Origin of the sequence: Anaerocolumna sp. AGMB13025 (genome assembly GCF_029689925.1) — a bacterium.
Taxonomy (GTDB): domain Bacteria; phylum Bacillota; class Clostridia; order Lachnospirales; family Lachnospiraceae; genus Anaerocolumna.
In genome coordinates this window covers 1,274,428-1,301,402 of sequence record NZ_CP121445.1, presented here as the reverse complement: position 1 = coordinate 1,301,402, position 26,975 = coordinate 1,274,428, and the positions used below count along the sequence as shown (strand labels likewise).

Below are 26,975 nucleotides of genomic sequence, written 5' to 3'. Positions count from 1 at the left end.
GAGTGTTCTTGAAAATTATTGGTCAGGTTAGGGCTTTATCAGAGTCTTAAGGACAGCTTATGGGAGTTTTCCAGAATGCTCAAGTTACGAAAGGAGCAATGACAGTTTACTGTCATCAATCTGCATATGAGAAAAGATAAAATAATTAACAGCCTATATCAGGAATCACACCTGATCGAGGACAGCCTTCATCAAATGACAAAAGGAATGCTGGATTCACAAATTAATGCCACAGATGATATGCTATTATTAAATCTGGTAAAGGACACGAATACCATCAGCAATCAGTTAAACAGCTACATCAATGAAATTACCCATGTTATATCCCACTTATCCGCCGGGGATATGACGGTAAAGCTAAATAGCAGCGTTTCATTTAAAGGAGATTTCATCCCAATTAAGAATGCCCTGACTAAGATAGGGCATTCACTTAACGACACGTTTTCCTCTATTTCAGAGCTTTCCAAAAGCATTGATAATCTGTGCAGCCAGTTAGATGACTCCTCCAGCACAATTGCACAAAATGCTTCCGAACAGGCTAATCATATTAAGGATCTTTCTGATACCATGAAGGAAATTACGGATGAGACTGCAAAGAACACCTATAATGCAAAATTAGCTTCTGAAAATGCCATGGAAGCTAAGAACGAAGCGGAAACCGGAAAACAGTATATGGATCAGATGCTTCTGTCCATGGAAGTAGTAAAAGCATCCACGGATGATATCAGCCATGTTATTGATTTAATTAACAGTATCTCCAACCAAACCAAACTGCTTGCCTTAAATGCTTCCATCGAAGCCGCCCGTGCCGGTGACGCAGGCAAAGGGTTCGCAGTTGTCGCTGACCAGGTAGGCAGTCTGGCTTCCCAAAGTGCCGAAGCCGTTAAGCAGACCACGGAACTGATTAACAACAGTATCAGTAAAGTAAATGAAAGTACGGCAACTGCCAGTAAAACTGCCGAAAGCTTTGCTTTTATTCAAAAGTCAATCGATAAAGCAGCCTCTTTAAATGCCCAGATTGTAAATTCTTCTGAAACTCAGGAAAAAAGCTTTCTAAACATCACTGCCATTATTAACCATATTTCCGAGGTGGTACAAAATAATGCAGCCTTTGCCAAAACCAGTGCAGATAATACTACAGTCCTTTTAAACCAATCCGACAGGTTGAAAGAATTATTAAGCCATTTCCTGATTCAAGGTGAGGATAACGTATTACAAAAGAACCAGGAGAACGATTTCCAATATGATGGTATGATTATAAAAGAACTGATTGCAAGCCTTGGTTCTCTTACAGCCGTTAAGGCAATGGAGGAAACCTTAAAAAACTTTATAAACAACAAACCGGAAATCGAATGCCTTTATATCCTTGATGATAACGGAATTCAGGTAAGCCATACCATTATGAATCCGGGTATTCTTGCTGATGATACAGATTTTGAACCAAATGAACCTGGAACAGACAGTTCTGCTAAAAAGTATTTCAGGCAGGCAATACAAAAAGCCGGACAGGTATACAGCTCCTTTGATTATATCTCCGGTGCTACCGGAAAACTCTGCCGGACGGTATCCTGCCTGTACCAGACTGATGAGGGAAAAAAATATATTATATGTACGGATATCAGCTGTAAGTTTTAGTGTTTTCTCACTCTGCCATATTATAGTCGTTAACTAATAGGATGGAGCTGTTGTAATATTCCAGAGTATAGACCCCTGGTATACAACAGCTCCCACTTCATTTATACTTGGTATCTATATTCATTTTAAGTAAATTTCAAATCATTTACTGTCATGAATCTTCTAACCATGAATCCTCTGACCATAAACTCTTCTGACCACGAAATCTTCTAGCCATAAAATCCTCTCACCATGAAATCCTCTAGCTACGAAATCCTCTAGCCATGAAATGCTATAGCAAAAATAGAACGCTGTTTATATTACTTCATAACAGCCAATTTTTTAAAATAGTCCCTGCTTTCCTTTATGATAACTCCGCTTAAGGCTATCAATGCAATCAAGTTAGGAAATGCCATCAAACCATTAAAGATATCCGCAATATTCCAAACAGCTCCTATTGTCATATAAGGTCCGATGAATACCGCCAAGATATAAAGCCATCGGTATATTTTTATCGGTTTTTGATTACCTCCTGTAAGATATTCCAAACACCGTTCACTGTAATAATTCCAGCCTATTATGGTTGTAAAAGCAAAAAAGATCAGGCAGACCATTAGCAGGAAAGAGGCAACCCAAGGGCTGAAGGGAAGTCCTGTCTGGAATGCACTGGAAGTAACCGCCACTCCTTCAAGTCCGATATTCCAGGTTCCGGTTACAACAATGCTAAGACCTGTCATAGTACAAATGATTATAGTATCGATAAAGGTACCCGTCATAGATACCAGCCCCTGACGGACCGGTTCCTTGGTCTGAGCTGCCGCTGCGGCAATCGGAGCACTTCCCAATCCGGATTCATTCGAGAAGATTCCTCTGGCAATACCTTTTTGCATGGCTACCATGACGGTTCCAAGGGCACCTCCGGCTACCGCTTTCATGCCAAATGCTCCTTCAAAAATTTCTGCTAAAGCTCCTGGTATTTGCCTGTATTGATTGATTAAAAGAATGATACAGATTAATACATAAGCAATTGCCATAAATGGAACCACGATTTGAGCAAATCCGGATATTCTCTTAAGCCCTCCGATTAAAACTAATCCTACGCATAAGGTTATGACGATTCCCGTTATGATTATAACAACCGAATATTCTTTTCCAAATAGATTGACTGCTGCAATCTTGCTTTTGCTAAAGAAATTATTAACTGCGGAGGAGATTCCATTTACCTGCGTAAAAGTTCCGATACCAAGAAGCCCTGCGCAGGCTCCGAAAAAGGCAAACAATTTGGCCAGCCACTTGAATTTAACCCCCATGCCCATCTCAATATAATAAAAAGGTCCGCCAAGAACGTGTCCGTCCTGATCAATATGCCTGTATTTAATAGCAAGAAGTCCTTCTGCATACTTTGTTGCCATACCAAAAAATGCAGCAATCCACATCCAGAACAAGGCTCCGGGACCGCCTGCTACTATAGCGGTTGCAACACCGACTATGTTACCGGTTCCTATGGTAGCGGATAGTGCCGTACATAAAGCTGCAAAACTGGATACCTCTCCGGTACCGCCCTCTTCATTCTTAACCATGTATTTCAGTGCCTTAGGCAGATGGACTAATTGAAGTACCTTAAGCCTGATTGTCAAATAAATACCTACCGCCATAATTAAAATAATCAATGGTAATCCCCAGACAATCCCATCTATCCATGTAATAAAATTATTTACCTGCGTTATCATATTTTTTCTCTCCTGAACTTTATCCCTTTTTATTTTTTATTCTATAGTTCCGATTACAGCTTTAATTCTGCGCACTCCAGCGGAGGAACTTTCCTCTTTTTGAATCGTAAACTGCTTTAATTCCCCTGTGTTTTCTGCATGAGGTCCTCCGCAGATTTCTTTCGAATACTCTTTTATGGTATATACCTTTACGATATCGGAATATTTATTTTCAAATACCCCTATGGCTCCCTGTTCCTTTGCTTCTTTTACAGTCATTTCCTCACATACCACTTCGATTTTCTTTTCAATGGCTTCATTAACGATACGGCTCACTTCTTTTAATTCTTCTGCTGTGACTTTACGGTCAAAAGAAAAGTCAAAGCGAAGTCTTTTTGCGTTAATATTACTTCCCTTTTGATAAATGCCGTCACCCAGAACTTTTCGCAGGGCACCGTTTAACAGATGGGTTGCCGTATGAAGTCTTGCTGTCTGCTCACTGTTATCAGCCAATCCTCCCTTAAATCTGCTCTCTGCTCCGGTTCTGGATTTTTCCTGATGTTCTAAAAACTTTTCTAAAAAGCCGTTATAATCAACCTTAAATCCCTTTTCCTCTGCTAACTCCTTCGTTAACTCTATTGGAAATCCAAAGGTATCATATAATTTAAAAGCCGATTCACCGCTTAAAACCTCACCTCCTGAAAGTTCACTTAAATACTTCTCTGCTTTTTTCAGACCAACATCCAGGGTTTTATTAAATAAAATGAATTCTCTGGTTAACTGCTCCATAATAAACGTCTTATTTTCAGCTAATTCCGGATATACTTCATCGTTAATATCAATTACGGTTTGTGCTGCCTCTGTTAGTTTATTATCTGTAATGCCAAGCTTTCTAAACATCCTAATGGTTCGTCTTATCAGTCTTCTTAAGATGTAGCCTTGTTCTGAATTAGATGGTACAATTCCCTTATGATCACCAAGTATAAAGGTAACGGCTCTTATATGATCACTGATAATTCGAAATTCTCTTGCGTTTTGCTCCTTATAAGTGCTTCCCGTAATCTCTTCAAGCTTTTCTATAACAGGATGCAATACGTCAGTTTCGTAAACCGAATCTTTATGATTTAAAATAGCCAGAATCCGCTCTAGACCCATTCCGGTATCCACATTCTTTTGGCGAAGCTGGGTATAGGTTCCATCCGCAAGTTTATTGTATTCCATAAAAACGTTATTCCATATTTCTATATATTTGCCGCAGTTACAAGCCGGACCGCAGTGTTCGGAGCATTTTTCTTTCCCGGTATCGTAAAAAATCTCCGTATCCGGTCCACAGGGTCCTGTTTGTCCTGCCGGTCCCCACCAGTTTTCTTTTTTACCGTAATAATAGATCTGATTTTCTGTAAGTCCCTGGCTTTTCCATATCTCATAAGCCTCTATATCCCTTACTGCCTGGTCATCACCTTCAAACACGGTTACAGCAATCCGATCCGCGGGTATATTTAATACCTTGGTCAGAAATTCAAAGCTTTGTGCAATGGATTCCTTTTTAAAGTAATCTCCTAGAGACCAGTTGCCTAACATTTCAAAATAGGTCAGATGGGTACTGTCCCCAACTTCATCAATATCACCGGTACGGATGCACTTCTGGTAATTTACAAGCCTTTTCCCGAAGGGATGGGACTCCCCTAACAGATATGGCACCAATGGGTGCATACCGGCAGTCGTGAATAATACCGTCGGATCGTTTTCCGGTAATAGAGAGGCTGAGTTTATCTTTTTGTGTTCTTTTTTTAGGAAGAAATCTACGAACTTGTTTCTTATGTCATAAGCGGTATACGGATTCCTTGGATTCTCTGAGTCTTTGACCATAATTCTACCTCCTGTTATAGTGAATACTTATCATTTCCGAGTTGATACTGTCCTCGGTCTGAATGAACAAATAAAAGTAAAACATACAAAAAAAGCCCCAAGCTGATATAATATCAACTCAGGGCGAACGTAACGTCCGTGTTACCACCTAATTTCAGAATAATTCTGCACTCAGTCAGTACTAGTTGTCATATTGACAAGTTATACTGCTTTCCTTTTAACGGCGGAAACTCCGATGATGCCTACTTAGTATCTCTGTTCGGGTCATGGCTCCAAGACTGCTTCCATATTATCTTGATGAAGATTTTCACCTGCCATCTTCTCTCTGGGATTCCGGATAATATATACTCTTTCTTTTCATAGCCTTTATATGTTTTAATTTTGTTTATGTTACCATATCTGGTTTACAATGTCAACTGGAAGAAATAAATTTTGGTATATACGGTATAATGTTTGACGGGAGATTTTAGAAAGGGGGGCGGCAGTATCCTGGCAGGCTTGTAATTTTTTTGTAGGGAAAGAACCCTCCTGGCACTAAGTCTTGCTGAACTGCTTAAAGCAGGAGGAAATGAGCAAAACTCACTTCGTTCAGACAGTTGCTCTTTTCCTCCTTGGCGCAGTTCAGCAAGACTTAGTGCCAGGAGGAACCTTCCCAATACAAAAAAATTACAAGCCTGCCAGGATACTGTCTTAGTCTTTGATTTTATCTTTCTGCATTTGTATTTCTTATCTGGCAAATGTAGGTTTTAGCGCCAGTGTTTGTATTAATTAAATACATGTCTTTATTCCCCGCTATCGTTTCAAAATATAGTTCTGTATATTCTTCTGTTTTTTTCTTTTTATTTATTAAATTATTAGGATAGTAGGAATGCAGTGTAATAATGTTATTTTCGTAAGTTATGTCATTTATTTTAGGTTCACCTTCTTTTGAATATTCCGTAATACGGATTTTTGTATTACTGTGATTATTAACTTTAGTAATAAATTCATTGAAGCTTTCGATATTTATTTGATTAGGATAAGTAATAAAATCACCATGATCAGTGGCTTTTTCAATGGAATAAGTATTTGTAAGTTTTAGCGTAACAAATAGGATGATGATAATTAATATCCCGATATAATAATAAATTTTTTTCATTTAAACCTCATCATTTATAAAAATATCATAATTCACTACCCGTATTATGTGAAAAAAGAAATAACATTGTGTTATTGCAATTATTTTGATTATTATGCAGTCTCAATGTATTCTGATAACCTGGTCGTTTGGGTGGTTATGGTATTTTCTATGTTATTTTGCATAAGACTTAGTTTCCTTAGTACGGTTTCTACCTCTTCCTTAACTTTTTGCACGCTGTCCATGGACTCATGGATACGGGACTGGACTACCCAGTCAAAAATCAGTCCATCTAAAAAGAAATCTGCGAATTTGGTAAATCCCTCAATATTAATTTGGATTTCTGAGCTGATTTTAATGTCAGCCAGTTCTGTTCTAAAATTATTCAGTAAAGACTGTATTTCTGAAGCTGCCTCCTTGGCATCATCGATATGGGAATGTTTGACCATATTAGTGATTAAGCCGCCACCGCCGATTATGTCCCAGGTCCCCCAGCCTTTGGCGCTGTCAAGGCTTTTCTGGGCACTGGCTATCTTGTTCATGACCTGATTTCCGGCTGATATGGCTTCTTTTATTTCCTTTAAATCCGCTTTACAGGCCGAAATACTGTCTTCTAGCTCCATGATTTTATGGAATTTTGTATTACCGCTTTCCTTTAACATATCATATTTTTTTCTGTATAACTGGCTATACAGGATTTCACTGTTCTGGTACTGTTTTCGTTCCTCTATGAGTTTTGAAATCTGATATTTTATATCGTCAATCTGCTTTATATTGTCCTCATATTTTAACCTGGCTGCCAGGGCTTCCTGCCGTTCTTTTTCCAGCTGTTTTTCTTTACTGCCTAAGATTGTATGAAAGATTGTCGTAAGGTTCTTTTTATTTAGATTTTCAACGTCAAGTTCCTCTTTGTCAAGCTCTGTCTTAAGAGCCGCACCTTTTGATTCCAATTGTCTTAAAGTACTTCTCAGGCTTTCTAACATGGATTCTGTTTTTTTTAATCGGTTAATCCCCTGCTTTAATTCTTCTAATTCCTTATTCATATCTTCAAACATGTAATTCTCCTCTTCCATTGCTTATATTTCGGAATAAAAATAAACCTTAGTTAATTACAGTATATTCCAAGGCATCTAAGTTATCAAGAAAACAGCAAAATTATAATATAATTTTCATATATCTATTATCAGCTTTTCAGAATAATTTAATGATTAACTTCTAAGTGTTATTGTAACCTGGAATAAAATAGATTACTATTTATCTTATAAGTTAAAATTTAGATTAGGACTATCTGTTTACTTAAAGGCTGTTAAAACTATTGGTTAAAACAGCTTATATTTTCCCAAAGAAAGGTGAATGATTACATGTCTCAGTCAATATCAGCTCAGTCAGATACCACAGTTATTTTAAATGTTACTTATACCATCCGCCCCGGAAAAAGAGAGGAGTTTTACAAAACCGTAACACAGGCGGGAATCCCTAAAAAATCACGCGAGGAAGATGGGAACCTAAAGTATGATTATTATTTCCCCGCAGATAAAAAGGATCAGATTCTTCTAATCGAAGTCTGGAAGGACCAGACTGTACTGAATATACATAAAGAAACGGAACACTTTAAACAGCTCCAGGTTATTAAAGATTCTTATGTTACAGAGGTCGAGTTTGAGCAATTTATGGCTCTTTCTTAAACCCGCGTGAAATAAAGGTATTTTAAAAACAGCTTGCTTAAAGGTCATTGACTTTTGGCACGCTGTTTTTTATTACTATATTATTACTTATTCCATTCTTTCGGCAGATACTTTATCGTATTATGTATCATGTCCTCTACAAGTTTCACTACCTCTGCTTTGGATGCTCTTCCCTTTACCAAAGGGTCATTTAAGAAAGCTTTAACCACCAGCGATTTATCACAGGTCAGGGCTGCTTCTAAAACAGTTTCATGGTTATTTACATGAGGGGTCACCAGTTCCAATACCTTTTCAGGCAAAGTTCCTGCAATAATAGGGCGAATGGAATCTCGTTCAAATACTGCATTTGTCTCAACTATAACATTGACCCCAAGATTCGTAATCTGTTGCCCTTTATTGGGGATATTCACATTGCTGATAACTCTTTCCAGACCGCATAACGCTTTAATTAACAGGATTCCTTCCTCTCCAGATGGCTTTAAATCCACTTCTTCCCCATCAACCAGTCTTTGACTCTTGTCAAGGCGGTTGTGCAAATCCTCTTTTCTCCAGGCTACAGTGGTTAGTGCAAACTTCCAGTCCTTAACCATCTGAGGATTCTTTAAATATTCTTCCCCTGGCATGAATTCTGCCAGATGACGGTCACCTGCTGCTGCAATTAAACCGTATTTTCGGAATAGATCAAATTTAACCCTGTGGCAGCAGTCAAACATGTTATTTGCCCAGTTATTATCATTCTCATGATAGCCTTCTTCAAAATGACGGTCAATATAATCACGGTATACCGGGAATAAGTCGATGCCTTTATAGGATGCATGGTCAAACCAGGTAAAATGGTTGATACCCAATACATTAACGAAGATTTCTTCTCTTTTGATAGTTTCTATTCCCAAAGATTCTTCCGTTATTTGCTTTAACAGTTTCTGAGTGCCAAAAACTTCATGGCAGCAGCCAAAGGCTTTGATTTCAGGAAATACATGATACAAGGTTTTTACACATAGGGACATAGGGTTGGTATAATTAATAACCCAGGCTTTCGGTGCATATTCCCTGATTGCTTCTGCAATGACCTTAAACATAGGTATTGTTCTAAGGGCTCTGATAATTCCTCCGGGACCGGCTGTGTCGCCTACGGGCTGATAGATTCCAAGGCGTTCCGGAAGATGTACATCGCTTTCCATTTCATCAAAGGTTCCTGGTAAAATTGAAATAACAATGAACTCCGCACCCGTCAGAGCTTCCTTTAAGTCGGAAGCTACCGAATACTTAAACTTACCGCAGGTTTCCTCTTTGTCATAGAGACGATTACCAATAATTTGATTGTTAACGGCCGCATTCTTATCCAGATCATAGAGGCAGATAGTACCGCTTAAAGCCGGTTCCAATGCAAGATCTGTCATAAAGGTCCAGGCCCAGCCTCTGGAGCCGCCGCCGATGTAGGCTATTTTTAAATCACTTACTTTATTGTCCTGATATTCCATGAGGTTTTTCTCCTTTACTCCTGTTGGGATTTTACTATTTCCAGATACAGGTTTGCTGTTTTACCAATTAAGCACTTACGCTCTTATAACACTTTATGCTAGACATTATAATATAATATGGCATAATAATCTTATACAATATTGCTTGATTTCGATGTTTTTCAAACTATATTGACCACAACTAATCATTACTAATCAATCAAACTAATCAAAACTAATCAAACTAATCAATCAGCTTAAATGTAAACTAATCAATCAGGTTTAACAATCAGCTTTAACAATCAGCTTAATTAATTGCTAAATCAATTAATCAATTATATAGTATTTGCAAAATTGAGTTTAGCATGGAGTAAGGCTAAGAAATGAAGGTTATAATGGAGGTGTCCTTATGAGACAAATTGCATTTGAAGAAACCATGGAGGGTTTATGCATAGACCGTATTACCCGTGATTATGAATTCAACATGCCTTCCAAGCATGTTCATGATGAATATGAAATCTATTACTTGATAGAAGGGGAACGTTACTATTTCATCGAAAACCAGACTTATCACGTTAAAGCTGGCAGTCTCGTTTTTATTAATAAAGGGCAGATTCATAAAACCAGTGTTGCCGGCGGCAGATCTTATCATGACCGAATTTTGATTGAGTTAAAAACAGAACCTTTTCAAACCTTTCTTAAAGTTTCCTTCGGGATTTCACTTACTCAGTTTTTTTCCTCTAAATACGGGGTTTTACTATTAGACAGCAACGGACAGGATTATATAAAGTCACTTCTACTTGGTATCGCAGAGGAACTGCATCAAAAGCAAACTCATTATACTGCTATGGCAATGATGAAATTAAGCTCTTTATTTGTCTATGCTTTGCGCACTGACTTAATAACCAATTCAGAACAAATCAACAACCTTGCCATGACAGCAAAACATAAAAAAGTCAGTGAGGTTGCCTCCTTTGTCATGACCAACAGTACACAAGCTAAATCCTTAGATGACCTTGCCAAACGTTTTTTTATCAGTAAATGCTATCTTAGCCGCATCTTCAAAGAAGTTACCGGCTTTACAGTAAGTGAGTATATTAACATTAACCGTATTCAAAAAGCCCAACAATTACTTTTGGATTGTGACTTAAACATAACTGAAATCGCTGAAACCTTAGGGTATGAAAGTATTACTTATTTTGAAAAAGTATTCTTCAAATTTACGGGGACCTCACCTCTTAAATACCGTAAACAATATAGAGTCAGGCTCGCCAGACTCTAGCGCTGAGCCTTCCTCATAAAACAAAAAATCACTCTGGACGGTAACAACCTGAGTGATTTTTTAATATAAAATATCTTCAATCCCATCTTCGCTATAATTTCAGTAAAGCACCTTCTATAACATAGAGCAAGCTTATTAATTCCCACATTCAATACTGATTTCATTGAATTTATCCAGAATATTATCAATTTTAAGGCTTTTCTTCTCCTCACCGGCCTTATCTATGACGATTTCACCCCGGTGCATCATAATAAGTCTGCTGCCATATTCCACGGCATACCGCAAATTGTGGGTCACCATTATGGTAGTGAGATGTTTTTCTTTAACAATTTTATCGGTTAATTCCATGATGGTATCGGCAGTTTTAGGGTCAAGTGCCGCCGTATGTTCATCCAGAATCAAGAATTCGATAGGGGGCATAGTGGACATTAATAAGGCCATAGCCTGTCTTTGACCTCCGGAAAGGGAGCCGACCGGAATCTGTAATTTATCCTCAAGTCCCAGATTTAAGACTTTTAAGCTGTCTCTGTAATAATCGATTCTGCTTTTATCCGTTCCTCTTTTTAAATTAAAGTACTTTCCTTTATTATCGGCTAAGGACATATTCTCAAGGATTGTCATAGTAGGACAGGTACCCATAGCTGGATTTTGATAAACCCGCCCAATCCGCTTTAAGCGTTTGTATTCTGGCATTCCGGTAATATCTGTATTCGTAATGGATATGGTTCCGTTATCTACCGGAATACTTCCGCAGATAATGTTTAGCATGGAGGTTTTCCCTGAACCGTTGCTGCCTACTACGGATACAAAATCCTGATCCTGTACGGTTAAATTAAAACGGTCAAACAGGCACATTTCATTAACAGTACCAGGGTTATAGTATTTACTGATTTCTTTTAACTCAAGCATTCGTCTTCACCCTCCTTTTCCGTTCTGAGCCAATAATCAAAATTGCCAGAAATAAAACTGAGGTTATAAGTTTTAAATCAGAGGCAGCAAGACCAAATGAAATAGCAATGGATACGCAGGCTTTATAAAGAACGGAACCAATTACTACTGCCGTGGTTGCCTTAACTGCAGACATTTGCTTAAATAAATTGGTACCGATAATAACGCTGGCAAGACCGATTACAATGGTTCCCGTTCCCATGGATATTTCAAAAAACCCGCTTTTCTGGGTATAGATACAGCCGGCTAACGCTACAAACGCATTGGCAATGGCAAGACCGATAATTTTAACCGCTCCCTTATCTTTTGCCAGGGAAGTGACCAGGGTATCATTATCACCTACTGCCCTTAAAAGGTAGCCGGATTTTGTCTTTAGATAAAGGTCAAGTATTAACTTCATCAGAAGTACGATGATGAATAGTATAATTGTCGTAAGAAAAGGCTTCAGTCCTTCTGGAATAATTTTTTCCAGGTAAGCATTTTCAAATATGGTCTCTTTTGTAAAGATGGGGAGATTTGCTTTACCTGCAATCCGCAAGTTAATGGAATACAGGGCAGTCATTACGATAATACCGGACAGCAGATCTCTTACCTTAAATTTTACATGGATAATACCGGTAATGATTCCGGCTATTCCTCCGATTATAAAGGAAATCAGCAAGGTCAATAAAGGATTTACACCAGCGATAATGAGTACCGCCGTCACAGCTCCTCCAAGGGGAAACGTTCCGTCTACGGACAAATCCGGAAAATCCAGTATTTTATAAGTAATATATACTCCCAGAGCCATAATGGCATATACAAACCCTTCTACAAGTACCCCTAAGAGTATGGTTAAAAGTGATGATAACATAAGTTTACCTTCGTCTTTCTTAATCTATATGTACTGCCAGGACAATCGGTACGGTAAGACAAAATGAATGGAGCCGATTTTCCCAAAGTGGCTGCTTTAAAATCTAAAGAAGTAATGCCTTGAAACAACTTTTTCTCTAAACATAAATTGAATTTAAATAAAAGGTTATACCTTACATTTTGCAGCAGCCCCACTATTACTTAGAATCCCATGACACACGGTTTTATACACACGGCTTTATACACACGGCTTTAGAAATTCTTCTTGAGAGTCATGTTATTTATTCTTTACTGATCCTCGGTAATTTTATCAAACATTTCTTTTGCTGAATTCACTAAATCTTCCGGCAGGGTAATTGAAAGATTTTCCGCAACTGCGGTATTACCATAAAAAGAGGCTTCTTCTATGATCTGAAAGTTCATCTCACTTGCCTTTTTCTCCCCTTTTAAGACCTGAGCTGCCATTTTTCCGGTCTGTACTCCCAAATCATAATAATCCAGTCCTTCTGCGGCAAGGCATCCCATCTTAACCTGCTCTACTTCGCTGCCGAAGACGGGAATTTTTTTAGTTGCAGCTTTATTTAAGATAACCGGCAGGGAATTTACTACAGTATTGTCCGTTAAATTACTGATGCAGTCAACCTTCTGCAATAGATTATCTGTTGCCAAAGGAATATCTGCCGATGTGGATATACCGCTTTCTACTATTTCAAAGCCATATTTATCTGCCATGGCTTTATATTCCTCAATGGCGGAAACCGAATTGATTTCACTGGTGCTGTATAAGATACCAATGGTCTTTGCTTCCGGTAAAATCTTACGGATCATTTCCAGCTGCTGTTCCACCGGGAGTTTATCACTGGTTCCGGTAATATTGCCGTTAGGTGTCTTATCTGCTTTCGCAAGTTCTGCCTTAACCGGGTCAGTAATTGCAGTAAAGATTACCGGTATATTGGTATTCTTTGCCGCACCATAAGCGCTTTGGGCCATAGGGGTTGCAATGGCACAGATTAAATCAACTTTTTTTGCCACGAAATCATTGGCAATCTGACTGGCAGTGCCGCCGTCTGTCTGGGCATTATCAAAAATTACTTTTAGATTCTCATCTTCTTTATAGCCTGCTTCTGCTAGACCTGCTAAAAAGCCTTTCTTACAGTTATCCAGGGAGGGATGTTCTGCAAACTGACCGATTCCGATCGTTACCTGACCATCTTTTTTTCCGCTGCAGCCTCCTAACATACTCATAACAAGAACCGCTACTATTAACACCGCTAATCTTTTCTTCATAACTTCTCCTTCTTTCCGGGTTTTACCTTTATTTTGTAAAGATTCACCCAAACATTCTACAAGGTTTCCCTTTGTAACGAACAGTTACACCTTCTGTTTTTCGGATTAACTCTAATATGCCTGCTGATTATAATTGAGACAATGCACTCGGAAGGTTTTATTATCCTGTATAGGATAATTGGTAAAAATAATAAGTTTTATACCGGCCGTTTCATTTTGCTGTCATGAACTTTATTAAGCGTGCTTTATTACTTTTTATTTTGCAGGATCGTTTCAGAGAACTTTCCGCGTAAAATAAAAAAGGCCCCAAGTATAAATATACTTGAGACGAATATTATCCGCGGTACCACTCAATTTGACAAAGTCCACTTTTTCATATACTAACATATATGCCATACTAGTAACGGTTATGGTACCGTCAACGCCTACTAAAGTTCGGGTTGCCCTCAAAAGCCCATTCAGCCAAAAACTCCATACCGCATCCCACCACCGCGGCTCTCTGTAATGTTGTATTAAAGCTTACTATTCTTTCTCAACGGTTTTGCTTATTAGTATATTAATCTTAATATGAGATTACACTTTTGTCAATATAGAAATTTTATATTTATTCAGTGTAGAAATTTTATATTTATTCAGTGTAAATATTTTTATTCTATTCAGTGTCTGGAATTTTATATTTATTCAGCAGTTGGCAGGAGGCCGGCATGCAGACTCCTGCCAAAGTCTTTGCTTATCTTATGGACACCTTCGTGCAGTACTAATTAATATCTGTTTTTTCAATATTACAATATGAGATAAAGGCTATTAATACTCCAGACAGACATAACAGCACCGGTATAACCGTTATAGTATAAAGGCTTGTTTCCTGACCATTGATAGAACCGTTAATCAGAAAGGATACGATTACTGAGGCAACAATCGTTGTGGTGGTAGATTTCTTCCTCATCCCAAAATACAAAGGAATTAAACTAAGACCGGCGTTAATTAAGGCGCTATAAAGGATAACCGGAATCCGGGCAGTAATATCACTATAAGTAATAGGGATTGGTAAAACAGAACTACTGCTGTCTATAATTTTTAAACCGGCTGCAATCAATAAGTTCTCCAAAATAATAGCTGTAAAGATAAGTGTCCATATGATGATTAATTTAGCTCCAATTATCTTCTTTCTGGATATGGGATAAGTAAACATTATTTTTATTGTAGAATTCTTAAATTCACTAATAATTAATTTAGAAATAAGAACTCCGCTGACAATGGTAAATGTAAGCCTTATAAATATATCCGAAATTGCCATTAACTCCTGAGAGGATGTTACCATAGTATCTTCATCCAGTTCGACGGCACCGATTAACACGGTTAAAGATAGTATTGCCGCAGTAATAATAAGAAAACTTATTCCATATCTCCAGATATTAAATTTTTTAAACTCCAGTTTCAGTAATGAAATCATTGTTCTATTCCTCCATTGATTAAATTCATAAAATAATCCTCAAGATTATCACTTTTACTTGTAATTCCATATACATTAACCCCGGAGAGTATTAACTCTTTACATAAGTCTTTCTGAGAAATATTTTCCTCATAGATCCGGATACTGTTATCTGATACCACCTTAAAATTACTGGTCTGGAATTTAGAATCCAAAACGGTAACGGCTTTCTTTTGATCACCTACAGAAATTTCAATATACTGAAGATTTTCTTTTTGTATGTCCTTCATGGTAACTTCTTTTATTATTTTACCGTTATTAATAACTCCGATCATATCTGCTATTTGCTCAATTTCCGTAATAATATGGCTGGATATTAATATGGTTGTGTTATACTGTTTCTTTATTTTCAGGAATAACTCACGCATTTCTTTTATTCCCATAGGATCAAGCCCATTAATAGGTTCATCTAAAATCAGCAGTTCCGGATTAGTAAGCAAGGCTCGGGCTATCCCAAGCCTTTGCTTCATACCAAGGGAGAATTCTGTTACAGGCTTTGGACCTATCTTGTCCAGATGCACTAACTTAAGTACTTCGTCAATCTCTTTATAATCATAAAACCCCATATAATCACAGTGCAATTTTAAATTTTCCATTACCGTAAGCTTATCATAAAATACCGGATATTCTATAATATTTCCAATCCTTTTTAAATAAGAGCAGGATGACGTGTTCAAAACTTCCCCAAATACTTCTATGATTCCTGAGGTAGGTTTTACCAAATTCAGAATCATCTTCATAATTGTTGTTTTACCGGCACCATTCGGACCTAAAAACCCATATATCTGTCCTCTCTTAATATCCATGCTGACATTCCTTACAACTTCATTCTGGTTATATGTTTTTGTAACTTCCCTTAATTTTATAATTTCCTCCATTGTTAGACTCACTTTCTAAGATTTGTTTTTTTATCTATGTTTATTATAAAGGGTCCCGCCATTTATTTATAACAATTTCCTTACATATAAACCAAATTAATCTTACATTTAAGATATACTTTTCTTACATTAATTTCATAATAGTCTTCCTATAAGTCTGCAAAGCCTTCGGTTGTATGCGTAAATTCCGTTAAACGTATTGTTATGGTAAAACTATCCATATAAGATAAAAATTTAGCACCACTAAGTTATTTGCCACTTAAAATGGTGCTAATCAATTCGTAAGGTTACTATTACTTTTTTAAATAAACCGTAAATGCTGTTTCTACATAAGGAATGCTTTTTAAACTTATACTTCCATTCATGGCTTCAATGAGCCTTTTTGTTATAGTAAGTCCCAAACCACTGCCCTGATATTTTTTATTTCTGGAATCTTCCAGCGTAAAGAGCCGCTCAAAGACTTTGTCTTGTTTATCTTCTACTATCCCTTTTCCCTTGTCAATCACTTCGATATAACATCCGTTTTCGTTTTCCCAGACCTTTAGTTTCAGATATTTCCCATCCCCACCGTAACGGACTGCATTCTGTATCAAGTTCCCTAGAACTCTTTTTAATGCAGTAGAATCTGCTGTAATCAGTACCTGCTTATCCGGTATGTTAAGGTCCACTTGAAACCCTTCTGATTGAAGTACTTCATAATAATTTATAATTTCTTCCCGGCACAGTTCACTTATATCAACCGGTTCAGATTGGAACAGAAAGTCCCCGGATTCCAATTTCATAAGATCAAAAAAGGCATCTATGACTTTTAATACTTCCTTAGCATTTTTTTGGATTTTAAGTACTTTCTCCTCTACCGACTCACTGTTTATCTCAGGAGAACTCTGGAGCAGTTCGGCATATCCCAAGATTACGGTTAAAGGAGTCTTTAGGTCATGGGATATGTTGGCCAGCATCTTTTTATTCATCTCTTCCTGGTCCAATACTTTTAATTCTGCATTTATTTTTTGCTCATATAAATGATTGATCTCCACCAATACCTGCTGCAGGGCTGCATTCTCAGTCGTAAGCATAATTTTATTCGGTGATTTATATTTGATGACATCGGCTATGTTATTTTTAAGTAATAAAAGTTGTCTGGACTGGTTGGAATATCTGTAATTAACAAGAAAGAACAGGAAAGCCAGAACGATACTGATGAGGATTAATAGGAAAATCAGCATGGGAATTCCCCCAGCTTATAGCCGATTCCCCAGATTGTTTTAATATATTCCGGCTCCGAAGGATTCGTTTCTATTTTTTCCCTTAATCTTCTGATTTGAACATTGACTACATTTTCATCATTCAAAAAATTATCATCCCAGATTTCTTTATATAGCTGAACTTTTGTATATACCTTACCCGGATGGGTAATAAAAAGTTTCAAAAGATTAAATTCTTTTGCAGTAAGGTTAATGATTTCTCTGTTCTTTTTCACGATAAAATTATCCAGTTCCATTTCTATTTCACCGACTGTTATCTTTTCCCCGCTCTGAGCTTCCGGCTCTTTTTGGTATTGTGTGGTTCTTCTGATAAACGCCTTAACCCTGGCCTGCAATTCCATAACAGAGAATGGCTTTGTAATGTAATCATCTGCCCCGAATTCAAGTCCGAGTACTTTTTCATATTCACCGCTTTTAGCTGATAAAATCAGTATGGGAACGGTACTGGTCTCTCTTATTTTCTTTAATACGCTAAGACCGTCTAATTCCGGAAGCATCAAATCCAAGAGAATTAAGCATAGGTCATTATGCTTACGGAACATTTCAAGTGCTTCCTTTCCATCCATGGCAGTATAAATTGTATAATCCGGCTGTATCAGAGCTTCTTCAAGCATTTTACATATATCATTGTCGTCTTCCACAATTAAAATTGAATAGTTCATTTTCCCACCTATATTTCATAGTTATTCCGTTTTATCTTTTATCATAAACAAGTCTTACATTCCTGTCAATGTAATAATTCCTTCCGCAGATTTATCCACAGAGTCTCAGATTCATAACTCTCTTTATAAACAACTTTCGGAAAATGCCCAAAATATAAGGAATCCTCTTTCTTTTTGTTGTAAAATTAAATTACCACAAAATAATTCCACTAAACAAAAATGAGGAGGATTCCCTGTGATTAATTTTACTACAAATACTTACACTTTAAAACGTGAAATTTTATCTTTACTTTAGGCTTTTATTTAAATATTTTACGGTTAGTAGCTATAGCTAGAATGGAATTTATTATGGACAGTAAGCAAAAGATCCAGAATAGTTTTATGGATACTGTGTTATTAATAAAGTTCATGGTTGGGTTATAGTTATCCAGTATCAGAAATATTATAAATATTCCGGAGAGGATGATTATGATATGGGGCAGGATGTTTTTTATTATATTCATTTTATCGGACCTCCTTTAATATTATACAGTCGCTAACTTCTCTGCCTCCGCCGGCGGGGCGGTTTACTAAGGCATCATTGAATGTCATTTCTGAGGATTTCCCGCCATCTAAGTTATATGCTGCTTTACAGCCTAGTTTCTCAAATAGTTTGGAGAACTGGGTCAGGGTCAGACCGTAGGAATAGCCGCTTTGGCGTCCGTCTACCACTACAAAGGCATAATGGCCCGGCTCGTAATAGCCGATGGCGGTTCTTGGATTTTCTTCTTTGATATGACTGTTGGTGGTGAAACTCTCCATACTATTGCCGTTATCATCAAGGAGTCTGGGGCCGAAGCTCCAGGCCTGATAGGCGTTGTCTGCAATGGCTTCTTCCGTATTAAAGTCTGCTGCGGTGTAGGTTTTCATGGTACCGTCGTAATAAAGGACGCATACATCTGAATTACCGTTTTCTTTCCGGTATACTTCCCCGTTTCTAATTACTACGCCCTGTGAGCCGTTTCCGTAGTAATCGCCGTTAATTGCCAATATGGCATTCAGGGATTCATCCATGTTGATTAAGTCCTGCGCATACCCTATCCCGAAGGTATTGTCTGCAAATCCGCTCTGGAGGCACTTTATATCCGCCACATAAATATCTGCCACGTAGTAGGTTACGATATTTCCACCGGACCCTTCCGTATATTGATTTACTTCAATTGAGATATCTTTGCTGGTATAGGAATTCTCATTGGATACAACAGTATCCGTAAAGTGAGCGGCAAATTTAGTCCGCAGCTCCTCTGTGGTATCCGTAGTATCAACTGTTACTGTGGATTCTCCGGTATCATTACCGGCAGTGTCTGTTGTACCTGTGGTGCTCTTTGGCGGCAGGTAGGCCTGGTCTTGTGTATTGGTTTTTACCCCGCTGCTTTCCAGCTGTCTTGACGTCAAATAATAGAACCGGTAAAATCCGCCTACATAAGCTGCTATTATTACCAGATCAATGGCAATGAGAAGCCATACCGGCATTAATTTCTTTTTATCCTTCATAAGTTATTGCCTCCTTTTAAGTGACTTCTTCTCTTTAAGCCCTTATTAAATATAATAAATTTCTGTACGGTAAAACTTATGATAAACAGTAAAAGCTCTGTTATTAATTTAGCTATGGCCCGGTTAAGTCCCAGATAATCGTACAGGATATAAAGGATTGCCGTATTTAAGAACAAAATAAATCCAGCAAGCATTGCATAGCTTATCATGGATTTAAAGCGGTTATTCTCTTCTTTAAAGATAAAGGTACTGTTTAAATAATAGTTAAAGGCGCCGCTTATGAGTCTGGCAGCTATATTACCAAGAACAACAGCATCTGATTTTAAGAACCAGGACATAAAGATCTGCACCAGAATGAAAAACAGGATATAATCCAGCAGGAAACTTAAAAAGGAGGTACCGGAAAAGGCCAGAATATTGCCGTATATCCTCACCGAATCCCTGATGGTACGAAAGTGGGAGCAGGTGTTTTTTTCATCATGGTATATGGTTGTAATGGGCACTTGCGCAATCCTGATGTCACTTTTCGCGCAAGATAACAGTACATTCATTTCATACTCGTACCGCTCACCTTTTATGGCTATAAGCTTTGGTACCATTGCTTTTGAAAACGCCCTAAGCCCGGTTTGTGTATCGGATACCCATTTGCCGCTGATCATTCGGAAAACAAATTTTGTAACTGTATTGCCGAATAAGGAACGAAACGGTATATTACCTTTAAACTGCCTGACTCCAAGGACCAGACTGTCCTGGTTCCGTTGAAGTTCTTTTAGAAGACGCAAGGCATCCTCCGTGCGGTGCTGGCCGTCTGCATCCAGTAATACAATACCGTCTATTTCCCCTGGATTCTTTTCTATATAAGCTAAAGCCGTTTTAATAGCGGCACCTTTTCCCCGGTTGATTTCATGATTTAACAGCGTCACGTATTTTTTAAGCTGATCAAAAATATGAATTGTGCCATGTTCACTTCCGTCATTTACAACAATAATCGTCTCAAGCCCGCTTTCCCGAAGATTACGGACTAGTTCCAATAATTTCTCATCCGGGTTATAGGCAGGTATAATTGCTATATCCATAGAATGCTCCTTTCTTAATTAACAATTAGTATGTGTCAATAATAAAGGAACAAGTTAAAATAAACCTAAAATCTTGGAAATATTTTTAAATCCGTTATCCGCACCTTCCTTGTAAAGGATACTGTAATGTGATATAGTTAAATTAAACTGCCAATTGGAAAAGCCTGTTATAGGAACATACTTTTTCTAATATAAATGCAGATAAAAGAATACAATATAGATTGAACGACTTTTAGGCACTCTGGCGGGTCTTAAGATTTGACGGGCCAGGAAATAAGAAAGGGACAGGTGGTAGAAATGAAATTTAATTGGTGTACGATTCAAGTAAATGACATGGAAGAATCTATAAAATTTTATCAGGAAATAGCTGGGCTTGCGATAGACCGGAAATTGCAGGCTGGTCCTGATGTAGAAATTACCTTTTTAGGTGAGGGTGAGACGAAAATTGAACTGATTCATAATAAGAATGCTTCCTCGGTTACAATTGGTCCTGATATTTCTCTTGGATTTGAGGTGACCTCTCTTGAGGAATTTATGGACTTTCTGAAAGAGAAAAATATTCCTGTTCAAGGCGGTCCTTTTCAGCCGAACCCGCATCTTAAGTTTATCTACGTTCAGGATCCGAATGGCTTAAAGGTTCAGTTCGCACAGCATATGTAAAGGATATCTGCGGGTAATCCATTACGACTGATATTGTAAGTTTATTAGTATTACTGGCTTATGACAAAAGATACGTAATTTAAGGGGCTGTTGCAAAATATAGGATACCAACCCTGGGCATAAAATATAATCCTTATTCTCTCCCAGGTAATTTAGTCTTTGATTTGCAACAGCCTCATTGGTTTTTAACGCTCTAAACTATTTAAACAAAATAAAACAGCTTGAAAAACTAAATCAAAGCTGTTTAATCGTAATCAAATATAGACAACTGCTTATATTCATACCCTGCTTTATAAGCCCTGATTATATCCTTCATTCTATATAGAATCTTATGTTTCTCACATTCTTCTGCAAAGATCCGATACAACTCCCTGGAATTTGGACTGGTACATTGATAGTTATCCCCATAACGGTTTATATATCTGTCTTTTATCCCCGGGAACCCTTCCTCTAATCTATCATAAAAATATTCCCTTTGACCGCTTCGCAAGGTAACCCCAAAGAAAGGATATATAAATTTAGCACCATGTTTTCCTGCCAGGCGGACTATATTAACAATGTTCTCCTTATTGTCATTAATAAAAGGAAGAACAGGCATTAATAAAAGACCTGCATAAATTCCCGCCTCTGTCAGTTTCTTAAGGGCTTCAAAACGTGTGGAGGAAGGGTCTGCATTGGGCTCAATTATCTTAGCTATGGTGTCATCAAACGTGGTTATGGTAATTTTACAGATAACCGGAGAATGATCCCTAATCAGCTTTAAGATGTCGATGTCTCTTGTAATTAAGCTGCTTTTTGTAGCAATTGCAGCCCCAAAACCATAGGCATCGATTAATTCCAGGGAATGCCTGGTAAGAGAGAATTCCTGTTCAAAAGGATTATAGGGATCACTCATGGCACCGGTACCAACCACTCCTGTTTTAACCTTTCTGCGTAGTTCGTCCCTGATTATCTCCAGGGCATTTTCCTTGGTCCTTACGGTATCAAACTTCTCCACCCGGTAGCAGTCACTACGGCTGTCACAATAGATACAGCCGTGGCAGCAGCCTTTATAAATATTCATGGTGTAATCCGTTCCAAACCAGGAATCATCCCTGGTTCTGGTAACAATGGTTTTTGCTGGGATATACTGCATTTTATACCTCTTATCCATCTGGTTATGGCTCTTAATCATATAATACAAGAGCCTCTTTAAGCCGTTTTTTTATTATATTCCGTATATAGTCAGGTTCTAGTACCTCCCCAAAGCTTCCAAAGGACAGGATATATCCATAAACCCATTCATCCAACGGGAAAGAAAATGTTACCTTAAAACTGCCGTCTTTCTCCTTTTCAATCTGACTTTCTATAAACTCGTCATATACCCGGTAAGCCTGGGTTTCTGAAATCTTCATTACTATGGTTTCCACATTGGCAAGGGGGTTGTCGACAAAAAAGTCAGTCTGATTAAGGGGCATTTCCCGAACAAAGGTTTCATCGGTCAGAATCAGTTCCTTCATCCGGTTCAGCTTAAAGGTCCGTATACCTGATTTATTCCTGCAGTATGCCTTTACATACCAGGTTTTATCTTTAAACCACAACTGAAGGGGCTCTGTTTCCCGGTTTGTCTTCTCTCCATAGGTACTGTAATAATCAAAGATTAATACTCTCTTTTGTATAATAGCTGTCTTTATCTGAAGGAATTTTTCCTTCTGACTGTTGCTCCAGTCTGTAAAGTCTACTTCAATCCAATTCGCCTGACTGGTGCCAAAGAGGTTGTTCAGTTTTGAAAGCACCTGGTCTAAATCTGGATAATTGGTAGCATTCAGACCCTGAAGAGCCGATATGATTTCTTCCTGCTCTTTTTTAGAGAGTACGGATTTGTTCAACACAAAGTTGTCAAGGAGTCCGATGCCGCCGCCTTTTCCCTTACTGGTATAAATCGGTATACCAGACTGACCAAGAACATCAATATCCCGGTATATGGTACGGACGGATACTTCAAAATGATCTGCAAGTTCTTTTGCAGTAATATAATTCTTATTTAATAAAATATATACAATTTCAAATAATCGATTTACCTGCATCCTATCACCTGCACTTTTTCACCTGATTAATAATAACACATTATATATGACAACATCATGTCATATTATCCGTCTTGCTGCCGTCAGTTAATATACTACATAGAGGAAAGTTCCTCCGGCTGCCAGTTATAACCCTTCGCTCTGCCAAAACTTCATCAGTCGCTTTACAGGAAACCTATACATTGGCTTTTAAACGTTTTTACACTTTTACTTTTTATGACTTTTATACTTTCTTATCATCACCTAACAAACAGTCAGGTTCTTATCCCTTAAATCCTTGCAAATTTTCTGAAGGGCCATTACAACGAAGTTATCTGCCTGTTCCTGATTCAGATAGGTATATTCCCTGTTAAGATCACCTTCGTGAGAACTATAAAAACCGGATATATGCTGAATCTGTTTTTCAATTGCCGTTTGGGAATAATAATCCAGATATATATTAGGAAATTCCTTTACTGCTTCAAAGATACGAAATGCCCGAAAGTCCGGATGATTTAATAAAAATAAATGATCCTGGTCAGACCAATCCTCCTTAACCTTCCATATAAAATCCTTATCTCTCTCAAATTCCTTGATAAACTTCTCCTTCGTCGGCAGGTGTATTTTTTCTACCCACAGGATATCTGTCAGCAGATGGACATAATAACCCAGATAAAAGGATAACGTTTCCTTATCTGTATTATATTCGATATATTCCTTATAAAAGCCCTGGCTGTTAATATCCCGTTTCCTACCGGTTTTGGTCCAATGGGTTATAACGGCAGGAGGGTTAAAGGCACTCCAGTCTTCATTTGGCTCACCGCAGTCGGGTCCAATATTACCCACAATAAACTGTGCTGCATTTACCTCTAAATGTTTTAATAAACCGTCTGCTATACGAAAATGTACCATCCAGGAAGCCATACTATTTCTCCTTTTACTCTACCTTAAGTTAACTTATTATATTATAGCAAAGTTGACCGAAATATCCAAACACAATCCAACTAAAGAGTAAGGAATATGTTATGTATAATGTTATGCATATGTAATGAAGAACGTAAACAGGACTCTTTACAAAAACTGTCTATTGTGATAGACTAACATTGTCTATTCCAGTAGACAATTCGATAACACCATTACAATGTACCATTTACTACAGATGTAGGTAAAAAAAATGTGTTTACAACCGTGATTGCTGCAATATGCAACAGGTATAAATTATAAGATAAATGTTTATCCGCGATCACACCAAATACGGCAGATGGAGGTTAATATGGAGATACCAAAAATTTATGAAAGTGAATACCGGTTTGCCTGTATTGTATGGGAACATGAACCGGTGTCCATAAAGGAATTAATCATGCTGTGCCAGGAACGTCTGGAATGGAAGCGGACAACAACCTATACGGTTCTTAAAAAACTCTGTGACAAAGGAATTTTAAAGACAGAGGATTCGGTGGTCATTTCATTAATTCCAAAGGAAGAGGTACAAAAATATGAAAGCGCGCAATTTATAGACCGTACCTTTGGAGGCTCTTTTCCAATGTTTATTGCAGCTTTTATGCGTAACAAAACACTTACCAAAAAAGAAATCGAAGAGATTGAACGATTAATTGATGATTACAAAGGAGAATAGGCAATGGAACAGATCATAACTATTTTCTTAAAAATACTGAATATGAGCATTACAGCCAGTTACGTAATCGGAATCATAAGTATCCTCCGGTTATTCCTTAAAAGAGTTCCCAAACTATATTCCTATCTGCTTTGGGGTATCGTACTATACAGACTTGTCTGCCCTGTTTCTTTTGTAAGCAAAATCAGCCTGCTGCCAAGCAGTAATACGATAAGACCGGATATTATCTATAATAAAATTCCAGAAATTGATAGTGGCATCACTACTCTTAACCGGATTGTTAATCCGGTACTGGCAAGGAATTTATCAGCAACACCTTTTACAGTCACGAATCCCATACAGTCTCTTGCTTTTACCGGTTCAGTCATATGGATTTTCGGAATAATCCTGCTGCTGTTGTACAGTATTATCAATTATTATAACATCCATAGACAGGTAAAAGCGTCGATTCCTTTGCGGGATAATATATATCAGTGCGATAAGATTAGTAGTCCTTTTGTCTTTGGGTTAATTAATCCCAGAATTTACATACCATTTCATCTAAAAGAACAGGAATTATCCCATGTTCTTGCCCATGAAGCCATGCATATCCGTCATTATGATCAGGTCATGAAATTGTTATTTTTTCTGGCAGCCGTATTACACTGGTTCAACCCCTTTGTCTGGCTCTCCTATTACCTTATGTCAAAGGATATGGAAATGGTCTGTGATGAAGCCGTAATGAAACATATGGGAACAGAGTTTAAAAAAGAATATTCCCGTTCTTTGCTGCTCTTAGCTTCCAATAAACCCTTAAGACCCAATAGCCCCTTGGCCTTTGGAGTAAATAATACCAGGGAAAGAGTAAAAAATATATTACATTATAAGAAGCCGGTAGTCTGGGTTTTGGTAATTGTGATATTAGTTTGCTCCGCCATTGGAATTATGTGTCTGGCAAATCCAGGAAAAGATACTATTAAGGTCACAATAACGAGTTCTCAGGATAAGAGTATTACCAATATATTTAAAGATCTTTCAAAAGAAACTATGAACTCCTATGACAAGTCAAAGGAATCTATTGATATGTCCACTACAGATTCTGAGGCAGTAAATAGTAATTCAAATTCTATCTATAGTAATCCAATATCTTTAGAAACACTTGACGGAGCTAAAAAAGAGGAATTATTAAAAAGACTTTCTCAGGTTACGTTAGGAGATTTAAAAAAAGCGAAAAAAATAATGGATAAAGGCTGGGAAACCAGTATCTGCCTTTTGGCAGAACTTCCCTCAGATCATATTCGCCTGTATGGTTATAATGACCGTGATTTTGGCGGTGTCGGTGTCATCCTGCAAGTGAAAGATAAACTCCTTACCTTTGACTGGCTTTATCTGACTCCCCGTTTAATCCTACCCACTATGAACTACTTCGATTATGATAATGACAAGGTCAAAGAACTGGCAATTTCCTGTTATGTAGCAAGCGGTACTGGTTTTGCCATAGAGCAGCTGTACCTTTTGGAACCGACAGACATGGATAGCTTTATCCCCACCCCTTTTCTTGCAGCTGATTATATATCTCAGTTGGAGAAGCGGATTACCTATCAGTATGACAAAGACACAAAAACCATTACCGTTTATGACGGACAGAATAAATTAAGAGAAACCACCTTTAACGGATTAAAAGAAGATGAAAATGCAAGGGGGCTTTACTTAGGTAATATTGTTCATTTTAATATTAAGGATAAATTAACTATGACGATTCCACCCGGAGTAGTAATCACCGGCTGGGCTACCCCTCTATATGATGATGGGTTGGAGGATTTTGAGGTAGATATAGAATATAAGAATGGAATATTTACCCTTACGAATATACGTTAAATAATAGTGGTATAAAACAGCAACAAGCCAGCAAAGGGTAACTGTCTAAAT

At 37.7% G+C, this 26,975-nt stretch carries 24 protein-coding genes and 2 other annotated features; of the genes, 6 read left to right on the top strand and 18 right to left on the bottom strand.

All coding sequences use genetic code 11. The annotated features are described in order from the left end of the window. Positions 1–195 precede the first annotated feature (195 nt). Positions 196–1,635 carry a methyl-accepting chemotaxis protein gene (locus QA584_RS05460; RefSeq protein ID WP_278273496.1) on the top strand — a complete coding sequence of 480 codons (1,440 nt, stop codon included), beginning with the start codon at positions 196–198 and terminating at the stop codon, positions 1,633–1,635. Positions 1,636–1,934: 299 nt separating this feature from the next. Here QA584_RS05460 and QA584_RS05455 read toward each other — a convergent pair whose 3' ends face one another. The 4 genes from QA584_RS05455 to QA584_RS05440 all read right to left on the bottom strand — a co-directional run bounded on the left by QA584_RS05455 (position 1,935) and on the right by QA584_RS05440 (position 7,364). Beyond that, complete coding sequence (locus tag QA584_RS05455; RefSeq protein WP_278273495.1) at positions 1,935–3,344, bottom strand: alanine/glycine:cation symporter family protein; 1,410 nt, start codon at positions 3,342–3,344, stop codon at positions 1,935–1,937. 36 nt (positions 3,345–3,380) lie between these two features. Continuing rightward, positions 3,381–5,192 carry an alanine--tRNA ligase gene (locus tag QA584_RS05450; RefSeq protein ID WP_278273494.1) on the bottom strand — a complete coding sequence of 604 codons (1,812 nt, stop codon included), beginning with the start codon at positions 5,190–5,192 and terminating at the stop codon, positions 3,381–3,383. Between the two features lie 116 nt (positions 5,193–5,308). Beyond that, positions 5,309–5,562 (bottom strand) — a binding site (T-box leader). A gap of 333 nt (positions 5,563–5,895) precedes the next feature. Beyond that, positions 5,896–6,330 carry a DUF4362 domain-containing protein gene (locus QA584_RS05445; RefSeq protein ID WP_278273493.1) on the bottom strand — a complete coding sequence of 145 codons (435 nt, stop codon included), beginning with the start codon at positions 6,328–6,330 and terminating at the stop codon, positions 5,896–5,898. Positions 6,331–6,422: 92 nt separating this feature from the next. Continuing rightward, positions 6,423–7,364, bottom strand: coding sequence for a hypothetical protein (locus tag QA584_RS05440; RefSeq protein ID WP_278273492.1), 942 nt, complete (start codon positions 7,362–7,364; stop codon positions 6,423–6,425). 306 nt (positions 7,365–7,670) lie between these two features. On the opposite strand from QA584_RS05440, the gene QA584_RS05435 reads away from it, so the two are divergent. Further along, positions 7,671–7,994 carry a putative quinol monooxygenase gene (locus QA584_RS05435; RefSeq protein ID WP_278273491.1) on the top strand — a complete coding sequence of 108 codons (324 nt, stop codon included), beginning with the start codon at positions 7,671–7,673 and terminating at the stop codon, positions 7,992–7,994. Positions 7,995–8,077: 83 nt separating this feature from the next. Here the strand turns inward: QA584_RS05435 and QA584_RS05430 are convergent, their stop codons facing one another. Further along, positions 8,078–9,475 (bottom strand): family 4 glycosyl hydrolase, encoded by a 1,398-nt coding sequence (locus QA584_RS05430; protein WP_278273490.1) that lies wholly within the window; start codon positions 9,473–9,475, stop codon positions 8,078–8,080. A 388-nt stretch (positions 9,476–9,863) separates the two neighbouring features. On the opposite strand from QA584_RS05430, the gene QA584_RS05425 reads away from it, so the two are divergent. Next, positions 9,864–10,736 carry an AraC family transcriptional regulator gene (locus QA584_RS05425; RefSeq protein WP_278273489.1) on the top strand — a complete coding sequence of 291 codons (873 nt, stop codon included), beginning with the start codon at positions 9,864–9,866 and terminating at the stop codon, positions 10,734–10,736. Between the two features lie 135 nt (positions 10,737–10,871). On the opposite strand, the gene QA584_RS05420 is transcribed toward QA584_RS05425, so the two are convergent. The 10 genes from QA584_RS05420 to QA584_RS05375 all read right to left on the bottom strand — a co-directional run bounded on the left by QA584_RS05420 (position 10,872) and on the right by QA584_RS05375 (position 20,726). Continuing rightward, complete coding sequence (locus QA584_RS05420; protein WP_278273488.1) at positions 10,872–11,645, bottom strand: ABC transporter ATP-binding protein; 774 nt, start codon at positions 11,643–11,645, stop codon at positions 10,872–10,874. Continuing rightward, on the bottom strand, positions 11,638–12,537 hold the full coding sequence (locus tag QA584_RS05415; protein ID WP_278273487.1) for an ABC transporter permease: 900 nt from the start codon (positions 12,535–12,537) through the stop codon (positions 11,638–11,640). The genes QA584_RS05420 and QA584_RS05415 overlap by 8 nt, the downstream gene beginning before the upstream one ends. A gap of 287 nt (positions 12,538–12,824) precedes the next feature. Further along, positions 12,825–13,823, bottom strand: a complete 999-nt coding sequence (locus QA584_RS05410; RefSeq protein ID WP_278273486.1) for an ABC transporter substrate-binding protein — start codon at positions 13,821–13,823, stop codon at positions 12,825–12,827. A 320-nt stretch (positions 13,824–14,143) separates the two neighbouring features. Further along, positions 14,144–14,368 (bottom strand) — a binding site (T-box leader). Between the two features lie 212 nt (positions 14,369–14,580). Next, positions 14,581–15,276 carry an ABC transporter permease gene (locus tag QA584_RS05405; RefSeq protein ID WP_278273485.1) on the bottom strand — a complete coding sequence of 232 codons (696 nt, stop codon included), beginning with the start codon at positions 15,274–15,276 and terminating at the stop codon, positions 14,581–14,583. Continuing rightward, the gene (locus QA584_RS05400) at positions 15,273–16,193 is read right to left on the bottom strand and encodes an ABC transporter ATP-binding protein (protein ID WP_278273484.1); all 921 of its coding nucleotides are present in this window, start codon (positions 16,191–16,193) and stop codon (positions 15,273–15,275) included. Before QA584_RS05400 ends, QA584_RS05405 begins: the two co-directional genes overlap by 4 nt. Before the next feature lie 293 nt (positions 16,194–16,486). Then, positions 16,487–17,416: a sensor histidine kinase gene (locus tag QA584_RS05395; protein ID WP_278273483.1), complete on the bottom strand. Its 930-nt coding sequence runs from the start codon at positions 17,414–17,416 to the stop codon at positions 16,487–16,489. Then, positions 17,410–18,117 carry a response regulator transcription factor gene (locus QA584_RS05390; RefSeq protein ID WP_278273482.1) on the bottom strand — a complete coding sequence of 236 codons (708 nt, stop codon included), beginning with the start codon at positions 18,115–18,117 and terminating at the stop codon, positions 17,410–17,412. Before QA584_RS05390 ends, QA584_RS05395 begins: the two co-directional genes overlap by 7 nt. Before the next feature lie 299 nt (positions 18,118–18,416). Next, complete coding sequence (locus QA584_RS05385; protein ID WP_278273481.1) at positions 18,417–18,620, bottom strand: hypothetical protein; 204 nt, start codon at positions 18,618–18,620, stop codon at positions 18,417–18,419. A 1-nt stretch (position 18,621) separates the two neighbouring features. Continuing rightward, positions 18,622–19,650, bottom strand: coding sequence for a phosphodiester glycosidase family protein (locus QA584_RS05380; protein ID WP_278273480.1), 1,029 nt, complete (start codon positions 19,648–19,650; stop codon positions 18,622–18,624). Next, positions 19,647–20,726 (bottom strand): bifunctional glycosyltransferase family 2/GtrA family protein, encoded by a 1,080-nt coding sequence (locus tag QA584_RS05375; protein ID WP_278273479.1) that lies wholly within the window; start codon positions 20,724–20,726, stop codon positions 19,647–19,649. Before QA584_RS05375 ends, QA584_RS05380 begins: the two co-directional genes overlap by 4 nt. A gap of 297 nt (positions 20,727–21,023) precedes the next feature. On the opposite strand from QA584_RS05375, the gene QA584_RS05370 reads away from it, so the two are divergent. Further along, a complete protein-coding gene (locus tag QA584_RS05370; protein ID WP_278273478.1) occupies positions 21,024–21,386 on the top strand; it encodes a VOC family protein in 363 nt (120 codons plus the stop codon). A gap of 244 nt (positions 21,387–21,630) precedes the next feature. On the opposite strand, the gene QA584_RS05365 is transcribed toward QA584_RS05370, so the two are convergent. The 3 genes from QA584_RS05365 to QA584_RS05355 form a co-directional block, all read right to left on the bottom strand. After that, positions 21,631–22,521: an SPL family radical SAM protein gene (locus QA584_RS05365; RefSeq protein ID WP_278273477.1), complete on the bottom strand. Its 891-nt coding sequence runs from the start codon at positions 22,519–22,521 to the stop codon at positions 21,631–21,633. Between the two features lie 31 nt (positions 22,522–22,552). Then, a complete protein-coding gene (locus tag QA584_RS05360) occupies positions 22,553–23,452 on the bottom strand; it encodes a helix-turn-helix transcriptional regulator (RefSeq protein ID WP_278273476.1) in 900 nt (299 codons plus the stop codon). A gap of 243 nt (positions 23,453–23,695) precedes the next feature. Next, positions 23,696–24,355: a zinc dependent phospholipase C family protein gene (locus QA584_RS05355; protein ID WP_278273475.1), complete on the bottom strand. Its 660-nt coding sequence runs from the start codon at positions 24,353–24,355 to the stop codon at positions 23,696–23,698. 349 nt (positions 24,356–24,704) lie between these two features. On the opposite strand from QA584_RS05355, the gene QA584_RS05350 reads away from it, so the two are divergent. Beyond that, positions 24,705–25,067 (top strand): BlaI/MecI/CopY family transcriptional regulator, encoded by a 363-nt coding sequence (locus QA584_RS05350; protein WP_278273474.1) that lies wholly within the window; start codon positions 24,705–24,707, stop codon positions 25,065–25,067. A 3-nt stretch (positions 25,068–25,070) separates the two neighbouring features. Continuing rightward, on the top strand, positions 25,071–26,924 hold the full coding sequence (locus QA584_RS05345) for a M56 family metallopeptidase (protein ID WP_278273473.1): 1,854 nt from the start codon (positions 25,071–25,073) through the stop codon (positions 26,922–26,924). Positions 26,925–26,975: the final 51 nt, after the last annotated feature.